This is a genomic window from Allobosea sp. NPDC055353 (assembly GCF_053644975.1).
Window position 1 is genome coordinate 491,053 of sequence record NZ_JBSHMC010000002.1, and the last position, 16,384, is coordinate 507,436.

At 68.1% G+C, this 16,384-nt stretch carries 13 protein-coding genes; 9 read left to right on the forward strand and 4 right to left on the reverse strand.

The features are described 5' to 3' along the window. Positions 1–97 precede the first annotated feature (97 nt). On the forward strand, positions 98–2,239 hold the full coding sequence (locus tag ACWIEX_RS15640) for a GumC family protein (RefSeq protein ID WP_454033937.1): 2,142 nt from the start codon (positions 98–100) through the stop codon (positions 2,237–2,239). Further along, positions 2,239–3,591: a VpsF family polysaccharide biosynthesis protein gene (locus ACWIEX_RS15645; protein WP_454033938.1), complete on the forward strand. Its 1,353-nt coding sequence runs from the start codon at positions 2,239–2,241 to the stop codon at positions 3,589–3,591. Before ACWIEX_RS15640 ends, ACWIEX_RS15645 begins: the two co-directional genes overlap by 1 nt. On the opposite strand, the gene ACWIEX_RS15650 is transcribed toward ACWIEX_RS15645, so the two are convergent. Further along, entirely contained in the window at positions 3,533–4,777 is a 1,245-nt protein-coding gene (locus ACWIEX_RS15650) for a glycoside hydrolase family 5 protein (protein WP_454033939.1), read from the reverse strand. The genes ACWIEX_RS15645 and ACWIEX_RS15650 overlap by 59 nt on opposite strands. Next, the gene (locus ACWIEX_RS15655; protein ID WP_454033940.1) at positions 4,774–5,943 is read right to left on the reverse strand and encodes a DUF1972 domain-containing protein; all 1,170 of its coding nucleotides are present in this window, start codon (positions 5,941–5,943) and stop codon (positions 4,774–4,776) included. Before ACWIEX_RS15655 ends, ACWIEX_RS15650 begins: the two co-directional genes overlap by 4 nt. Positions 5,944–6,115: 172 nt before the next feature. Here ACWIEX_RS15655 and ACWIEX_RS15660 point away from each other — a divergent pair, with 172 nt between their 5' ends. The 3 genes from ACWIEX_RS15660 to ACWIEX_RS15670 all read left to right on the forward strand — a co-directional run bounded on the left by ACWIEX_RS15660 (position 6,116) and on the right by ACWIEX_RS15670 (position 9,902). Further along, positions 6,116–7,255: a glycosyltransferase family 4 protein gene (locus tag ACWIEX_RS15660; RefSeq protein WP_454033941.1), complete on the forward strand. Its 1,140-nt coding sequence runs from the start codon at positions 6,116–6,118 to the stop codon at positions 7,253–7,255. After that, positions 7,252–8,505, forward strand: a complete 1,254-nt coding sequence (locus tag ACWIEX_RS15665) for a hypothetical protein (RefSeq protein ID WP_454033942.1) — start codon at positions 7,252–7,254, stop codon at positions 8,503–8,505. The genes ACWIEX_RS15660 and ACWIEX_RS15665 overlap by 4 nt, the downstream gene beginning before the upstream one ends. Positions 8,506–8,657: 152 nt before the next feature. Beyond that, positions 8,658–9,902, forward strand: coding sequence for a Zn-dependent hydrolase (locus ACWIEX_RS15670; protein WP_454033943.1), 1,245 nt, complete (start codon positions 8,658–8,660; stop codon positions 9,900–9,902). On the opposite strand, the gene ACWIEX_RS15675 is transcribed toward ACWIEX_RS15670, so the two are convergent. Beyond that, positions 9,880–10,860: a LysR family transcriptional regulator gene (locus tag ACWIEX_RS15675; protein ID WP_454033944.1), complete on the reverse strand. Its 981-nt coding sequence runs from the start codon at positions 10,858–10,860 to the stop codon at positions 9,880–9,882. The two genes, ACWIEX_RS15670 and ACWIEX_RS15675, sit on opposite strands and share 23 nt — an antisense overlap. 153 nt (positions 10,861–11,013) lie before the next feature. On the opposite strand from ACWIEX_RS15675, the gene ACWIEX_RS15680 reads away from it, so the two are divergent. From ACWIEX_RS15680 to ACWIEX_RS15695, 4 genes are all read left to right on the forward strand, one after another. Next, entirely contained in the window at positions 11,014–11,679 is a 666-nt protein-coding gene (locus ACWIEX_RS15680) for an RraA family protein (RefSeq protein WP_454033945.1), read from the forward strand. A 76-nt stretch (positions 11,680–11,755) separates the two neighbouring features. After that, a complete protein-coding gene (locus tag ACWIEX_RS15685; protein WP_454033946.1) occupies positions 11,756–13,279 on the forward strand; it encodes an ABC transporter substrate-binding protein in 1,524 nt (507 codons plus the stop codon). Between the two features lie 94 nt (positions 13,280–13,373). Beyond that, positions 13,374–14,291 carry an ABC transporter permease gene (locus ACWIEX_RS15690; protein WP_454033947.1) on the forward strand — a complete coding sequence of 306 codons (918 nt, stop codon included), beginning with the start codon at positions 13,374–13,376 and terminating at the stop codon, positions 14,289–14,291. Beyond that, entirely contained in the window at positions 14,291–15,163 is an 873-nt protein-coding gene (locus tag ACWIEX_RS15695; RefSeq protein WP_454033948.1) for an ABC transporter permease, read from the forward strand. Before ACWIEX_RS15690 ends, ACWIEX_RS15695 begins: the two co-directional genes overlap by 1 nt. 6 nt (positions 15,164–15,169) lie before the next feature. Here ACWIEX_RS15695 and ACWIEX_RS15700 read toward each other — a convergent pair whose 3' ends face one another. Next, positions 15,170–16,321: an acyl-CoA dehydrogenase family protein gene (locus ACWIEX_RS15700; RefSeq protein WP_454033949.1), complete on the reverse strand. Its 1,152-nt coding sequence runs from the start codon at positions 16,319–16,321 to the stop codon at positions 15,170–15,172. Positions 16,322–16,384: the final 63 nt, after the last annotated feature.

Here is a 16,384-nt window from a genome sequence, read left to right on the forward strand (position 1 = left end):
AACGGGGCTTGTTAAGGAGTCGCTGGCATGGTCCCGGAGGTGCAGCGGCCTGGAAAAGCCGCTGTGCCGGCATTGTTGCGTTGAGTAGAGTAGAGGAATGGCCAGCCTGGCTGCGAGCGATCATCGGCAGGAGGAAGCGGTGCAGCCGGCTCCTCGGGAAGGCTATCGCCGGCGCCCGGATGGCGCTGTCGAGATTTCCGAGCTCTGGCGCATTCTCTGGCACCGCCGTTTCATGATCCTGGGCATCGCCGGCCTGCTGGCGAGCCTGGCGCTGGCCTATGGCGTCGTGACCTCGCCGCTCTATACCGCCTCGGCCCAGCTCCTGATCGACCCGCGTGATCGCAACGTCGTCAGCAACGACGTCAATCCCAGCACCGTCTCTCCGGATGGCGGCCTGGCGCAGGTCGAGAGCCAGACCAGCGTCATCCAGTCCACCAGCGTGCTGATGCGCGCGATCCGCGCCACGCATCTCGCGGAGGATAGCGAGTTCAATGGTCGGGGCCTGTTCTCGCGCCTTTTCGGCCGGGGCGCCGCCGATCCGCCGAATGCCGATGGCAGCCTGACCCCGGCGGAAACGCGCACGCTGACCAATCTGCGCCGCATCTTTTCGGTGCGCCGCGCCGACAAGGTCTTCGTCGTCGACGTCGTCGTGACGACGAAGGATGCGGAGAAATCCGCGAAACTCGCCAATGCCATCGCCGAGGCCTATCTCGCAGACCAGGCCGATGCCCGCAGCAAGGCGGCGACCGAGGCTGCCGATTCCCTGACCGCCCGGCTCGACGAACAGCGCAAGCGTGTCGAGAAAGCCGAGAATGCCGTCGAGCGCTATCGCCAGGAGAACAATCTCGTCGCCTCCTCCGGTCGGCTGATCAGCGACCAGCAGCTCGGCGAGATCAGCAACCAGCTCTCCGCAGCCCAGGCGCGGACGGCCGCGCTCAAATCCCAGGTCGAGCAGATCGCCCAGCAGCGCCGCAGCGGCGGCAGCCTCGCCGGCAGCTCGACCGAGGCGATCCAGTCGCCGGTCGTCGCCAAGCTGCGCGAGCAGGAGGCGACGCTGGTCCAGCGCGCGGCCGATCTGCAGAGCCAGCTCGGCCCGCGCCATCCCTCGATCGGCGCGGCCCAGAGCCAGCTCGTCCATATCCGCCAGATGATCGCGACCGAAATCGCCCGCGTCGAGCAATCCGTGCGCACCGATTACGAGCGCGCGCTCGGCAACGAGAAGCTGCTCGCAGGGAAGCTGGAAGCCCTGACCCGGCAAACGCAGGGAGCAGACCAGGCCTCGGTCCGGCTGCGCGATCTCCAGCGCGATCTCGAGGCCGCCCGCACCGTCTATGCCAATTTCCTGCTGCGCGCCCAGGAAACCCGCGAGCAGGCCAATCTCGACACCACCAATGCCCGCATCATCAGCCGGGCGCAGCCGCCGCAGCAGAAGAGCTGGCCGCCGACCCTTCCGCTTGTCGCCGCCGCCGGAATGCTGGGCCTCGGCCTTGGCGCGGGCCTCGCGCTGATCGGGGAATACGCCGCGCCTCATCTGATGTCCCGTTCCCAGACGGAGGCGCTGGTGGGCGTGCCGGTCATCGCCATCATGCGCCCCCGCAAGCCCGCCACGAAACGTCGCTGGCGCCTGTGGAAGGCGCCACCCGCGCCAGCGGAAGCCGATGGCGAGGCCGGGCTCGCGCTGCTGCGCCTGTTCAACGCGCCTGAAACGGGTGCGACGGCGGCCCGCAGCCTCCTCCTGACCTCGGTCGAGGCCGACGCGGCCGATCGCGAGCGCGTGACGGATCTCCTTGCGGAAGCCGCCGTGCAACAGGGCGAGCGCGTCCTGTTGGTCGATGCCGATCTCGAAAAGGCGCCGGAGGACACCGGCCCCGGCCTGATGGACCTGCTCCGTGGCGAAAGCAGCCTGGAGGCGGCGATCCATTTCGGCGCCAGCAAGGATGTCGCGATGATGTCGGGCGGGCGCCGCAAGGCCCCGCCACAGAAGGGCGTCGGCCGCACCTTCGCGACGCGGATGCTGGCCGATGCGAGCCGCCATTTCGATCTCGTGGTGATGGATGGCGGCGCGCTTGGCCGCAATGTCCGGATCGCCCCGCTCGTCGGCATGGCCGAGGAGATCGTGCTGGTCGCGCGGCTCTATGGCACGCGCCAGCAGGACATCGTCCAGGCCATGGAAGCCGCGCGCATCATGGGCCGCACCATCACGGCGACGATCCTCGTCGACTCGGGCGGGCGCGCCTGATGCGCGCCTCCGGCCCCGGCGCCGCCGCAGGGCTTCGGGCGACACCGGTCTGGGCGCGCCTCGGCGGCCTGAGCCGCATCGGCACGCTCGCCGCGGCGCTCGTGCTGTTCTGCGTCTCCGGCGGCATGCTCTGGCTTGTCGGCTATAATTACGACGGCCTCGCCGGCTCCGCCGCCACCAAGATCCACCCCTCGACCTACATGATCGTGCTGGTCTTCTGCTGGAGCCTGATCGCCAGCGGCGACCCGGTCAGCCGCGGCATCCATCTCGCCAGCGCCCGGCCGGCAACGTTGCTGATGCTGGTCGTCACCATCGCCGTCATCGTGGTGACCCTCTTGCGCGGCGGCGCCGGCATCGGCGGTCTGGTCGACACCTATGTCGCCGCCTGCCTCCTCGTCTTCCTGCTGGCCGATGCCGATGACGAGACCATGGCGACGCTGACCACGCTGCTGCATGTCGTGATGACGCTGAACGCCCTGCTCGCGCTCGCCGAATTCGTCACCCAGATCAGGCTGTTCCCCTACCGCTTCGACGGCATCGCCTTCGAGACCGATACGCGATCGGCGGCGCTGCATGGCCATCCCCTCGCCAATGCGATGATCACGGCCTGCTACCTGATGGCGCTGATCAGCGGCGCCCGCCCCCTGTCGCCGTCCGTGCGCGGCACGCTGATCGCCTTGCAGAGCGCCGCTCTCGTCGTCTTCGGCGGGCGCACCGCGCTTCTGGCCTCGCTGGCACTGGGCCTCTGCTACGGCTTCGTCATGCTGTTCGCCTCGCTGCGCCGCGGCAGGGTCTCGCTGGTCGGCGCCGCGATCGGCTGCCTGCTGGCGGCGCTGCTGCCGGTCGCGATCGGCGGACTGGCGGTGATCGGCTTCTTCGACGATCTGGCCACGCGCTTCATTTCCGACGGCGGCAGCGCCAATGCCCGCAAGGAAATGCTCGACCTGCTCGGCATGTTCTCGCTGGGCGACCTCGTCTTCGGCCCGGACAACGAGCTCGTCGACACGCTCCGGCGCGTCAACGGCCTGGAATGGGGCATCGAGAACCCCTTCATCCGCATGATCCTCTACCAGGGCGCGATCGTCACCGCGCTGGTCACCGTGGCCTTCGGCCTGTTCATGTACGAGCTCGCGCGGCTGGGGCGGGCCGGCGGCGTCTGGCTGCCGATGGTCGTCTGGATCATCCTCCTGAACGGCTCGGAGAGCATCGCGACGAAAACCACGCTGCCCGCCAAATTCGCGATCGTCGTGCTCTGCCTCTACCGGCCGGAACCTTCGGCCCGAACCATCCCGCTCAACCGGGCATCCGCAGGCCGAGCGCCTCGATCATGGCCGGGTCGGGCCGCCGGCTGACATCGTCGACCAGCAGGCCGAGGCTGTCGAACAGGTTCCAGAAGGCCCAGGGAAAGCCGAGCGTCTCAGCGCTCAGCCTGACATCCCGGACATAGCGCGCCCGGTCGGCGGGCGCGGAAGCGGCGATGCCCGCCCCTGTGCGGACGGCGCCGAACTCGCCCATCAGGATGCGGCCGGACGCGACGCCCTCGCGCTCCGACCAGGCTCGAACGTTCCGCAGATAGCCTTCGATGAAGGGCCGGTCCGGCCGGGCGTCGAAATACTCCTGCAGCACCCGCTCGGTCTCCCGGTAGGTGGCCGCACCGCGTCCCGTTGCCGGCTGGCCGAGCTCCGCCATCCGGGCGCGGACGGCGGCCAGCGTCGTCTCCAGCGTTCCCCGCGAGGCCGGCCACGGCACCGCGTTGAGGGCCGGATAGAACGGCTCGCTCATCCATTTCGCGCCTTGATGGGAGAACAGATAGGGCTCGTAGAAATGGAAGGTGAAGAGCAGCGGCTCGAAAGCCGCCAGTGCCCTCGCCTTCAGCGGCTCCAGCCCGGCGATCATGCTGCCGCAGGCTCCGGTCGCGACCAGGGTCAGGCCGGGCGCGGCGCTGCGGGCGGCGCCGAGCATTCGCTTCTGGAGCCGCTCCCATTCGGCAGCGCCGCAGGCCTGGAACGGCTCGTTGACCGGTTCGAGCGCGACGCGGTCCGGATCCAGCCGGGCGAGTCGCCGCGCCAGTTCGGCGATCAGTGCGAGATAGGCGGGAAAGCCGGGAGCGGTCTCGCTGCCGAAGAAATGCGCCGGCGTCCAGTGATGCGTCGCGGCATTCGCGTGGAGATTGAGCACGACCGCAAGATCCTGGCCGAGTGCCGACGCGACTGCCGCCATGACCTGATCGAGCAGGACCGCCCGCTGCCGCGGTGCGGCGGCCACGATCGGGCCGGGGTCGACGGGGATGCGCGCGAAATCGAAGCCCGCCCGCCGCAACTGCCCGAGATCGCGCGCGGTCGGAACCGGTCGGTCGAGCTGGAAAGGCGGCCAGTCATAGTCGGTGCGTGGCGCCGGAAATTCCCGCGTCAGCGAGAACCAGGGCCACAGGTTGATCCCGCGCCGAAGGACGATCGGACCCGCCGCCCGCGCCCGATCCCGGCCGAGGAGAACCGCTCCTGCAGCGCCCGCCAGAACGGCCCGGCGGCTGAAGCTCATCCGCAGCCCTTGTCCGCCAGTTTGACGGCGGTCAGTTCCGGCTCGGCGCCCCGGTTCATCAGAGCCAGCGCCTCCCGCTCGTAATGTTCGAGCACGGTCTCCCACTCGAAGCTCTCCCGTGCCCGCGCCAGCGCCGCGACCTTCAGGGCCGCGACGAGAGCGTCGTCGATGATCAGCCGCTCGATCGCCTCGGAGCAGCTTGTCTCGTCGGAGAAGAACAGCCCCGCATCGCCCGCCGTCCAGCGGTTATAGGGATTGTCGTGCGCGATGACCGGATTGCCCGCCCACAGCGCCTCGACCAGCGACGGGTTGGTCCCGCCGACGGTATGACCGTGCATATAGGCGCGGGCATGGAAGCGCAGCGCCTGCACGATGCCCGCATCATAGATCGCGCCGGGCGTCAGCACCTCCGGCCCGGCCGCGGCCACGATCCGGCGATGGTATTCGATCTCGTCCGAAAGCGTGCCGAGGACCACGAGCTTCATGCCGCGTGGCTTGCGCGAGAAGGCCTCGACCAGCGTCAGGATCGAATTGTCCGGCTCGATCCGGGCGATCGAGACGAGATAGCGCCCGCTTTCGAGGCCGAGCCTGGCGAGCGGGGCCGTCGACGCCGACGGGATCGGCACGCCGCCATAGGGGATCATCGCCGTGGCAGAGCGTGGGCGGCGGGTCGCCAGGTGATCGGCGATGATCGGATGATCGGCAACGAGCCGATGCGACGACCAGGCCGCGATCCATTCATTGACCCAGAACCAGGCACGGACCGGAAAAGACCATTTCGGCCGGCGCCATTCGATGCCGTCCATATTGGTCAGGACCTTCCGCCCGGCGAGGCGCAGCCAGGGCAGGAAGACGGCCCCGTTATAGCCCAGCACGAGGCTGACAGCTTCGCGCCGCGCCGCGTCCCGCACGCAGTGCCAGTCGAATTCCAGCGTGGCGCGCGGGCCCTCCGAGGAGACCTGCGTGCGAATCAGCTCGATGCCTCGCCACATCTCGCTGCGAAAGCGCTGCGTGACGGTCGTCACCTCATCCTGGCAATAGACGCCGACGCGCCAGCCACGCTCGACGAGAAAGAGCGCCAGTTTCTCCGCAAAGGTCTCGAAACCGCCATGCGCTGCCGGAATCCCGCGTGTTCCGAGGATCAGCAGGGTGGGAGGGGTAGCCATTTTCGAACTGTCCAAACCGGCTCGCGCAGAATCGCGAGTGAAGCATCGCATCTCCTATTATGCCTTGAAGAACCGTGATTTATCCTCCTTTCATTTGGAATGGTTAGGGTCTGCTTTCCCGAATTCCGGACGTGCCGGAACGGGCCGCCGCGGCCTCGAACGGAAATGGATCGTGACCCTCCGCATTGCCTGCATTCACCAGGGTTACGAGCTCTATGGCTCGGATCGCAGCTTCGCCGAAAGCGTCGCGGCCCTGCGCCAAGCCTATCCTTCCGCCGAGATCGAGGTCGTTCTGCCACGCGAGGGGCCGATCCGGGGGCTGCTCGAAGGCAGCGCCAGCCGGATCGTGCTCGAGCCGCTCTGGGTGCTCAGGCGCAAGGACCTGCCCCGGCTGATCGCAACCGCGCCGGTCGTCCTCCCCCGCGCCGTTCTCCGGGCCGCACGACGCTTCAGGCGTTGCGATCTCGTCTACATCAACACCTCGGTCATCGTTGATCACGTCCTCGCCGCCCGGTCCTTCCCGGGCAAGGCGCTCCAGCACATCCACGAGATTCCCGAAGGCGCGACCCGCACGCTGCTGCGCCGCCTCATCCTCTGGGGCCGTGCCCGGCTGATCTTCAACTCGCGGGCGACGCGCGAGGCCTTCGAGCCCCCGCCCACCCTTCCCTCGGACGTGATCTATAACGGCGTCGCCGGCCCTGCCGACTGGGCGCCGACCGATTATGACGGCAAGCGCTCCTTGCGCGTGCTGATGCTCGGCCGGATCAACCGCATCAAGGGCCAGGAAATCCTGCTCGCGGCGCTGGCCTCCCTGCCGCCGGAGATTCGCGACCGGATCGAGACCCGCATCGTCGGCAGCGCCTTCGAGGATCCCGGCCTCGAAATCGCCCTGCGCGAAGCCGTGACCAGCGCCGGCCTCGCCTCCCATGTCAGCGTCGAGCCCTTCCTCGACGACCCGACCCCGCTCTATCGCTGGGCGGATATCGTCGCCGTGCCGTCGCGCCGGCCTGAATCCCTCGGCCGCGTCGCGATCGAGGCGATGGCCTTCGGCCGCCCGCCGCTCGCCTCCGCCATCGGCGGTCTGCGCGAGGTGGTGGAAGACGGCATAACCGGCCGTCTGCTGCCGCCGGGTGACGCGGACGCGCTCGCGAAGGCTCTTGCAGAGATCGTCGGCAAACCGGACATCCTCGCGCCGATGGCCCGGGCCGGGCGCGAGCGCTTCACCGCTCTGTTCAGCGAGCAGGCCGTGGCACAAGCCATCGCCGCCGTCGCCGACGACATGCTGCGCCAGAGCCCGGCCGGCCTGCGATGAACCTCCAGGCTATCCGCCGCATCATCCTGCGGCTCGTCGTCATGGTCGGCGGCGAGGCGATGCAGAGCGCCTTCCATCTCGGCCTCAACATTGCATTGCTGCATTCGGTCCCGGCACGCGACTACGGTATCTTCGCGCTGGTTATGGTCGTCGGCGGCCTCGGCCTGACCTATATCCGCGCGCTCACCGCCCTGCCCGCCAGCATCGCGATCGCCCAGAGCCGCCGTTCCGGTGCGGCAGGCGCCTATGAGGTCAGCTTCGGTTCGGCGGCGATGCTGTTGTCGCTTCTGCTCGGCCTCGCCGTCACCGGCGCTCTCAGCGTCTGGCTCGACGAGGGTGCGCTGTTCGGCGGCGCCTTCGTCGGCCTGTGGGCGATGCGGGCGCATATCCGCATGGTCTTCTTCGCCCGCGGCCGGCAAATGCTCGTCAGCGCCAGCGACCTCGCCTTCACGCTGAGCGGCGCGGCGGGGACGGCCTGGGTGATCTGGAACGACACCCACATCCTCCACCATACCTTCATCGTCATGGCCACAGCCAATGCGCTCGGCATCGCGATGATGCTGGTTCCTGGACGGGGCGCCATCCGGCCCAGCCTCGGCCGGCATGTCTGGCGGCGCTACCGGCGGCTCTGGCGCGAGCTGAAATGGTCGGTGCTGAGCGTGACGATCACCAATCTGCAGGGCCAGGGCATGGCCCTGATGGTCGCGGCCATGGCCGGCCCGGCCGCTTACGCCCCGATCGCAGCGGCGCTGGTCAATTTCGCGCCGTTGCGCATCGTCTCCGCCGGCTTCGCCAATATGCTGCATCCCGAGCTATCGACGCTCATGGCGCATCGCGACTTCGCCGGGGTCGGGCAGCGATTGCGCCGGTGGCCACCGGCCCTGGCAGGGCTGGGCTTCCTCTATGGCGTCGCCGTCCTGATCGCCCTGCCCTTCATCGAGCCCGGTAGCCTCGAAGGCGCGCGGTTCTTCGAGATATCCGTGCTCGCCTGGGTGATGAGCAGCCTGCCGATGCTCTATGTCATGCCGCGCATCTGGCTGGAGATCGCGCAGGATTATCGCTCGATCGCCATCCTCTCGGCGATCGCCGCCGCCGCCGGCCTGCTCGTCGTCTTCATCCTGCTGCTGACGGTCTCGCCGTCCTGGGCGCTGCTCGGCGGCGCGCTCTCCGAGATCATCGTGCTCGTCGGCTCCTGGGCGATCGTCCGGCCGCGGCAACGAGCGGCCGAAGCGGCTGGCCAATTGCGCTGACGCGGGCGCGCCGATGACTAGCATAGGCAATATCTATTTGCCTGCGCCGCCCCCGGCCTGAAATCCTGCGGCGGATGGTTCGCTCGCTCTGGCAGAGCGGACCTGTTCGCCCCGCAGCAGCTCCCGCCCAATCCGGCGGAGAGGAGACCGTCATGCCCAGCCTCGACACGGCCCGTATCGACATCGAGCGGTTCTGGACCACGATCGAGCGCTCGGCCGAGATCGGTCCGGGCCGGCCGGGCGGCCTCTCGCGCCTCGCCCTCTCCGATGCCGACAAGGACATCCGTGACGTCTTCGTCGGCTGGTGCCGCGAGGCGGGTCTCACCGTGCGTGTCGACGGCATCGGCAACATCTTCGCCCGCCGCGCCGGCACCGATGACAGCCTGCCGCCGGTGGTGATGGGCAGCCATCTCGACACCCAGATCAATGGCGGCCGCTTCGACGGCATCGCCGGCGTGCTCGGCGCGCTCGAAGTCTGCCGCACGCTCGATGCGCTCGGCCACCGCACGCGCCGGCCGATCGAGATCGTCAACTGGACCAATGAGGAAGGCGCGCGCTTCTCGCCGCCGATGGTTGGCTCCGGCTGCTTCGTCGGCGCCTATACGCTCGACTTCGCGCAAGGGCGCACCGACGAGGAGGGCCGCACGATCGGCCAGGAGCTGGAGCGGATCGGCTATCGCGGCGAAATGGAAGCGGCACCGCACGCCTTCGACGCCTATGTCGAGTTCCATATCGAGCAGGGCTATTATCTCGACCGCGACGGCATGCAGGTCGGCGTCGTCACCGGCGGCTTCCCGAGCACCGGCATGCTCGTCGAGTTCAAGGGCGAGACCGCTCATACCGGCCCCTGGCCGATGGAGCGCCGCCGCAACGCCCTTCTGGCCGGCGCCCGCCTGCTGGTCGAGACCGACGAGATCGGCTGGGCCTATGCTGCCGGCGGCGGCAAGGCGACGGCCGCGCGCCTCGCCGCCTGGCCGAACAAGCCGGGCATCCTGTCAGACTGGGCCCAGGCCGTCTGCGACGTGCGCCATCCCGATCCGGAAACCTCGGAGGTCATGGCCGAGCGCGTCCGCCGCGCCGTCGGAGAATCCGCCGCCCGCGCCGGCTGCACGGCTGAGATCCTCGATGTCTGGAAATGGGGCGGGAAAATCTTCGCGCAGGAGCTGATCGACAGCGTCCGCCAGACCTCGCTGGCATTGGGCTATCGCACGCAGGACATCCTCAGCCAGGCCGGGCACGACGCCTATTTCGTCGCGCGCCATGCGCCCACGACGATGATCTTCGCGCCCTGCAAGGGCGGCATTACCCATAACAATGCCGAACTCTGCACGAAGGAGGACCTCGAACCCGGCCTCAACGTGCTGCTTCACACCGTCATGGCACGGGCGGATCGCTGAACTCCGGCTCAGCGACCTCCGCCGCCGGCTCCTCCTCCGTCGCAAGGCGCTGCTGCTCGAACAGCCGCAGGAAGGCCTCTTCCGCGGCGTTGAGCTGCATCGCCGGGTTCGAGACGAAGTAGAGATCGGCGCCGAGCAGGTCCTCGGGTCGCGCGAGGTTCCACAGCGAGCGGCTCTCCAGCGCCTCGGCCACCGAGGCCAGCGGCAGGATGCCGATGCCGAGCCCGGCTGCGATCATCCTTGTGACCTCTTCCAGATTGGGGCTGGAGCCGACGACCCGGCTGCCGAGCCCCGCCCCTTCCCGAACCGAGACCATCGGCTCCAGCGCGCCGTCCTGCCCGCAGGCGAGCGCGACGAAGGGCTCGTCGCGCAGTTCGGCCAGCGGCACGTCCGAGAGCCCGAAGAGCGGGTGCCCGCGCCCGCACAGGATGCCGAATTCCTCGCGCAGCAGCGGCCGGCAATCGAGCCCGGCCAAGGGCTTGGCGAGCAGGCAGAAGCCGAAGGGGCTGAGCTTCTGCGACACCGCACGGACGATATCCTGGCTGTTGGCGACGTCGATCCGCACGCTGACGCCGGGATGCTTGCGGTTGAGCAGCGTCAGCGTCCGGTCGAGCGGCGGCAGCACGACATGGGTCACGACGAGCAATCGCACGAGCCCGGTCAGGTCGTCATGATCCTCAGACAGCCGGTCGCCGATGCGCGCCACGCTGCGGTAGATGTCGACGCATTCCTTGTAGAGCAATTCGCCGCGCTTGGTCAGGACGAAGCGCCGGCTGTCGCGCTGGATCAGCTGGCCTCCCAGCGTCTCTTCCAGCCGCTGCAGCGCCGCGCTGACCGTCGGCTGGCGCACGAGCAACCGGTCGGCTGCCCGCGTGATGCTGCGTTCCTCGACGATGACGAGGAAGGTATGCAGCAGATTCCAGTTGAGATGGTGCAGCTTCGGCTTCGTTCCGCTCAAGCGAGCCTCTCTCTTCCCATGGGGGTTCCGGTCCCTTATGCAAACCCGCTGCCGCGGCAAGCCTATGCTTAGCATAGGAACTGTCTATTGGACCCGGTTTCACCGCTTCCGTAGGTTCGGCAGAACGCGACATCCTCCAGCGCAAGGGCGACCATGACAGCGACCGGATCATCGGCCGAAGCCTCGATCGCACAGCGCGCCGCGCTCTTCCGTAAGATCGAGACCGCGACGCTCGGCCATATCCTGACCGAGGGCTTCATGGTCCCCGCGATCCAGTGCGTCATCGAGGGCCCGCGCGTCTGCGGGCCGGCCTTCACCGTCAGCGTTCCGCCCGATGACGGCGCGGTGCTCTCCTGCGCCCTGACACAGGCCAAACCCGGCGACATCCTCGTCATCGACCGCCAGGGCGACGAGCGCCATGCCTGCTGGGGCGCGGTGATGACCGCAGCAGCCCAGGCCGCCGGCATCGTCGGCGTGGTCATCGACGGCTTCGTCACCGATGTCGCGGCGATCCGGGCCTCCGGCCTGCCGGTGTGGTGCCGTGGCCGCTCGCCGCTCACGACCAAACTGCTCGGCAAGGGCGGCACGATCGGCGAAACGGTTCAATGCGGCGGTGTTACGATACGCGCCGGCGACCTCGTCCTCGCCGACGAGAACGGCGTCTGCATCATCGATCCCACTGAGGCCGAGACGCTGGCCCGGACCTGCGCCGGCATGCAGGCGACAGAGCCCGGCATCATCGAACGCGTCCGCAAGGGCGAACGGATCGACGAGATCAACGGCGCGCGAAAGCTCTTCGAAAAATCGCGGGCCTCGTAGGCCCCGGCCGCAGAATCGCCCATAGAGGCGCGCTCCGGCCGGATGGATCATCCAGAAAACACAGGGGAACAGACCGATGAAAATTTTGGGAACGACCGCGCTGGCCGGCGCTCTGCTGGCGGCCTCCTTCGCGCTGGCGCCAGTGCCGGCCTTCGCCGGCAAGGCCGACGATACGCTGAACGCCGCCTTCGCGCTCGAGCCGGAAGCGCTCGACACCTACAAGATCGCCGGCCGCGAGGGCCTGATCCTCGCCCGGCACATCTATGATGGGCTACTCTACAAGGATCTCGATACCGGCGAGATCAAGCCGGCGCTGGCCAAGGCCTGGCGCTTCGTCGATCCGACGACGATGGAATTCGATCTGCGCGAGGGCGTGACCTTCCATAACGGCGCCAAGTTCACCGCCGACGACGTGGTCTACACGCTGACCACCGTGCTCGACCCGGCTTACGGCACGCGCTTCCGCATCGCCGTCGACTGGATCGACAAGGTCGAGAAGGTCTCGGACTTCCAGGTCCGCATCAAGATGGCCAAGCCCTTCGCCGGCGCGGTCGAGATGCTCGCCGATGCGCTGCCGATCTATCCGGCCGCCTATTTCAAGGAGGTCGGCTCCGCCGGCATGGCGGCCAAGCCGGTCGGCACCGGCCCCTACAAGCTCACCGAGATGACGCCCGGCATCCGCTACGCCTTCGAGCGCTTCGACGGCCACTATGCCGGCAGCCCCAAGGGCAAGCCCGCGATCGGCAAGATCGTCGTGCGCACCATCCCCGAGCTCAACACCCAGTTCGCCGAATTGATGGCTGGCAAGCTCGACTGGACCTGGCGCATCCCGCCGGACCAGGCCGCGCGCCTCGCCAGCCGCGTGCAGATCGTCAACGGCCCGATCATGCGCATCTCCTATGTCGGCATGACCGTGACCGGCAAGGGCAAGGACTACCCGACCAAGAATCTCAAGGTCCGGCAGGCGATCAACCACGCCGTCAATCGCGAGGCCATCGTCAAGGCCTTCGCCGGCGGCGCCTCTCAGGTCCTCAACGCCGCCTGCAACCCCAAGCAGTTCGGCTGCGCCCAGGACGTGACGAAATACGCCTACGATCCCGCCAAGGCCAAGGCGCTGCTGGCGGAAGCCGGCTTCGCCAACGGCGTCGACATCGAGATGGTCTTTGCCGCCATGCCGCGTCCGGTCGCCGAGGCGATCGCCAGCGATCTCGGCAAGGTCGGCATCCGCACCACGCTGAACGAGCAGCAATATGCCGCCGGCGTGCAGAAATGGCGCGCGGGCGAACTGCCGGCCTTCTTCACCAACTGGGGCAGCTACGGCACCGGCGACGTCGCCTTCATCATCTCCAACTTCTTCGGCGGCGGCGCCGACGACCTCGTCCAGGACAAGGAAGTCATGGAGTTGGTCAATGCGGCCGACATCTCGCAGGACCGCGCGCTGCGCGAGGCGAACTATGCCAAGGCGCTGAAGAAGATCGCCGATCAGGCCTACTGGCTGCCGATGTACGACTTCAACATCAATTACGGCCTGTCGAAGGACCTGACCTTCAAGCCCCATCCGGACGAGTTCGCCCGCTGGTGGCTGTCGAGCTGGAAGTAACAGCTTCATCCGCATCGCCGCGCCGCTACTGGTTTTCGCCCGGTAGCGGCGCCTCTCCTGCCAGGCAGGCCGACCCGCTATTCCCGGAGCCGTCATGCTGCCCTTTCTCGCGCGCCGCCTGATCGTCGCCGCCCTCGTGGCGCTCGCCGTCTCGGCCGTCGCCTTCGGATTGATGTTCGTCTCGGGCGATCCCGCCGTCGTCCTCGCCGGCCAGGCCGGCCGGGCGCAGGATGTCGAACTGATCCGGCAGGCCTATGGCCTCGACAGGCCGATCCCGCTGCAGTTCCTGAGCTGGATCGGCAATGCCTTCACCGGCAATTTCGGCACGAGCCTCTATTTCAACCTGCCGGTGGCGCCGATCATCGCGGAGCGGCTCTCGGTCACGCTCGTCCTCGGCTCTCTCGCCTTCCTGCTCGCGCTCGTGGTCGCCGTCCCGCTCGGCATCCTCGCCTCGCTCAAGCCCGGCGGCACGATCGACCGTATCGCCCTGATGCTCGCCGTGCTCGGCCAGGCGATCCCGAGCTTCTGGCTCGGCCTGATCCTGATCGTCGTCTTCGGCGTCTGGTACGGGCTCGTGCCGATCTCCGGCACCGAGAGCTGGCAGGGCTATATCCTGCCCGTCGTGGTGCTCAGCTACTACGCCATGCCCGCTTTGATGCGCCTCACCCGCGCCGGCATGATCGACGTGCTCACCGCCGACTATATCCGCACCGCCCGTGCCAAGGGTGCCTCGCAGCCACGCGTGCTGCTGGTCCACGCCCTGCGCAACGCGGTGCTGCCTCTGGTTTCGCTCGCCGCCGTGCAGTTCGGCCTGATGCTCTCGGGCTCGATCGTGATCGAGAGCGTCTTCGCCATCAACGGTCTCGGGCGCCTCGCCTGGGAATCGCTGCTGCGCAGCGACCTGCCGGTGGTGCAGGCGATCATCCTGATCCTCTCGCTGATCTACGTCACGCTGACGACAGTGGCCGACCTGATCAATGCCTGGCTCGATCCCCGCCTGAGGAGCGCCTGATGTCGATCGCCGACAGCCCCGCCATCCGCCGGCGCAAGCTCTTCAAGGGCCTGAGCGCCAGCAGCGCCATCCGCATCGGTGGTGGCCTGCTCGCCGTCATCGTCTTCGTCGCGATCTTCGCGCCCTGGCTCTCGAGCCATGATCCGATTGCGCAGGATCTCGGCAAGCGCATGATCCCGCCCTTCTGGTATCCGGGCTCGGACCCGGCACACCTCCTCGGCACCGACCATCTCGGCCGCGACTATCTCGCCCGCCTGCTCTATGGCGCCCGCGTCTCGCTGTTGATCGGGCTCGGCGTCACGCTCTGCGCCGGATTCATCGGCACGATGCTCGGCCTCGCCGCCGGCTATTTCGGCGGCCGCACCGACATGGCGATCAGCTTCATCGTGACGACCCGGCTTTCGCTGCCGATCGTGCTGGTTGCGCTCGCGGCGGTGGCGCTGGGCGGCGCCTCCCTGAAGACGCTCGCGATCGTCTTGAGCCTCCTGCTCTGGGACCGTTTCGCCGTGGTCGTGCGCGCCGCGGCGCAAAGCCTGCGCAGCCGCGAGTTCGTGCAGGCGACCCAGTCCTTCGGCGCCTCGCATCTCTACATCATGCTGCACGGCATCCTGCCGAACCTGCGCAACACGCTGATCGTGGTCGCGACGCTGGAGATCGCCAACGTCATCCTGCTGGAGGCCGCGCTCTCCTTCCTCGGCCTCGGCGCCCAGCCGCCGACGCCCTCCTGGGGCCTGATGATCGCGGAAGGGCGCGAGCACATCCTGTTCGACCCCTGGCTGATCGCCTTGCCCGGCGCCGGGCTCTGCCTGCTGATCCTGGCGGTGAACCTGCTCGGCGACGGCGTCCGCGACGCGCTCGACGAACGGCGCTGAGTTCGTTCAGCCCAGCGCCTTCACCATGTTGCGGGCGATGACGATCTGCTGGATCTGCGAGGTGCCCTCGTAGATCCGGAACAGGCGCGCATCCCGGTAGAAGCGCTCGATGCCGTGATCGGCGATATAGCCGGCCCCGCCGTGGATCTGCACGGCCCGATCGACCACGCGCCCGACCATCTCGCTGGCGAAGAGCTTGCAGCAGGCGGCGTCGGTCGCAACATCCTCGGCCCGATCCTTGGCCCGCGCCGTCTCCAGCACCATGCAGCGCGCCGCATAGGCCTCCGTCCGGCTGTCGGCGAGCATCGCCTGCACGAGCTGGAACTCGGCGATCGGCTGGCCGAACTGCTTGCGCTCGACGGCATAGCGCAGGCTGTCCTCGATCACGCGCTCGGCCATCGCGACGCAGACCGCCGAGATGTGCAGCCGCCCGCGATCGAGTACCTTCATCGCCGTGCGGAAACCCTGCCCCTCGCGCCCGCCGAGCAGGGCGTCAGTCGGCACGCGGCAATCCTCGAAGATCACGTCGGAGGTATGCGAGCCACTCTGGCCCATCTTCTTGTCGATCGGCCCAAGCGAGAGCCCCGGCGTGCCCGCTTCGACGAGAAAGGCCGAAACACCCTTCGCGCCGGGTTGCGACGGATCGGTGCGTGCGAACACCGTGAACAGCCCGGCATGCGGGGCATTGGTGATGAAGCGCTTGGTGCCGTTGAGGACATAGCCCCCCTCGACCTTTCGCGCCGAAGTCTTCAGCGAGGCCGCATCCGAACCCGCCTCCGGCTCGGTCAACGCGAAGGAGCTGATGATCTCGCCCGAGGCCAGTCGCGGCAAATAGCGCTGCTTCTGCTCCTGCGTGCCGTCCATGATCAGCCCCTGCGAGCCGATGCCGTTATTGGTCCCGATCAGCGAGCGGAAGGCCGGCGAGGTCCGGCCGAGCTCGAAGGCGACGCGGACCTCCTCCTCCATCGTCAGGCCGAGGCCGCCATATTCCTCCGGGATCGACAGGCCGAACAGCCCCATTTCCGCGATTTCCCGGCGGATCTCAGGCGGAATGCGATCCTCCTGCGCGACCTGATGCTCCAGAGGCCGCAGGCGCTCGCGGACGAAGCGCGCCACACTCTCCAGCAGCCCCTGCATCGTCTCGCTGTCCAAGGCCATCGCCGTCTCCCTCGCTTGCTCTCGCCCGGCCGCTCGGGCTTCCTTGACAAGGCGGGGCAGTTA

Bases quoted from the DNA above. Each gene is read 5' to 3' on its own strand.
- ACWIEX_RS15695 (WP_454033948.1), top strand. From the start codon at position 14,291: ATGTCGATCGCCGACAGCCCCGCCATCCGCCGGCGCAAGCTCTTCAAG.
- ACWIEX_RS15690 (WP_454033947.1), top strand. From the start codon at position 13,374: ATGCTGCCCTTTCTCGCGCGCCGCCTGATCGTCGCCGCCCTCGTGGCG.
- ACWIEX_RS15665 (WP_454033942.1), top strand. From the start codon at position 7,252: ATGAACCTCCAGGCTATCCGCCGCATCATCCTGCGGCTCGTCGTCATG.
- ACWIEX_RS15685 (WP_454033946.1), top strand. From the start codon at position 11,756: ATGAAAATTTTGGGAACGACCGCGCTGGCCGGCGCTCTGCTGGCGGCC.
- ACWIEX_RS15670 (WP_454033943.1), top strand. From the start codon at position 8,658: ATGCCCAGCCTCGACACGGCCCGTATCGACATCGAGCGGTTCTGGACC.
- ACWIEX_RS15650 (WP_454033939.1), bottom strand. From the start codon at position 4,777: ATGAGCTTCAGCCGCCGGGCCGTTCTGGCGGGCGCTGCAGGAGCGGTT.
- ACWIEX_RS15680 (WP_454033945.1), top strand. From the start codon at position 11,014: ATGACAGCGACCGGATCATCGGCCGAAGCCTCGATCGCACAGCGCGCC.
- ACWIEX_RS15645 (WP_454033938.1), top strand. From the start codon at position 2,239: ATGCGCGCCTCCGGCCCCGGCGCCGCCGCAGGGCTTCGGGCGACACCG.
- ACWIEX_RS15700 (WP_454033949.1), bottom strand. From the start codon at position 16,321: ATGGCCTTGGACAGCGAGACGATGCAGGGGCTGCTGGAGAGTGTGGCG.
- ACWIEX_RS15640 (WP_454033937.1), top strand. From the start codon at position 98: ATGGCCAGCCTGGCTGCGAGCGATCATCGGCAGGAGGAAGCGGTGCAG.
- ACWIEX_RS15655 (WP_454033940.1), bottom strand. From the start codon at position 5,943: ATGGCTACCCCTCCCACCCTGCTGATCCTCGGAACACGCGGGATTCCG.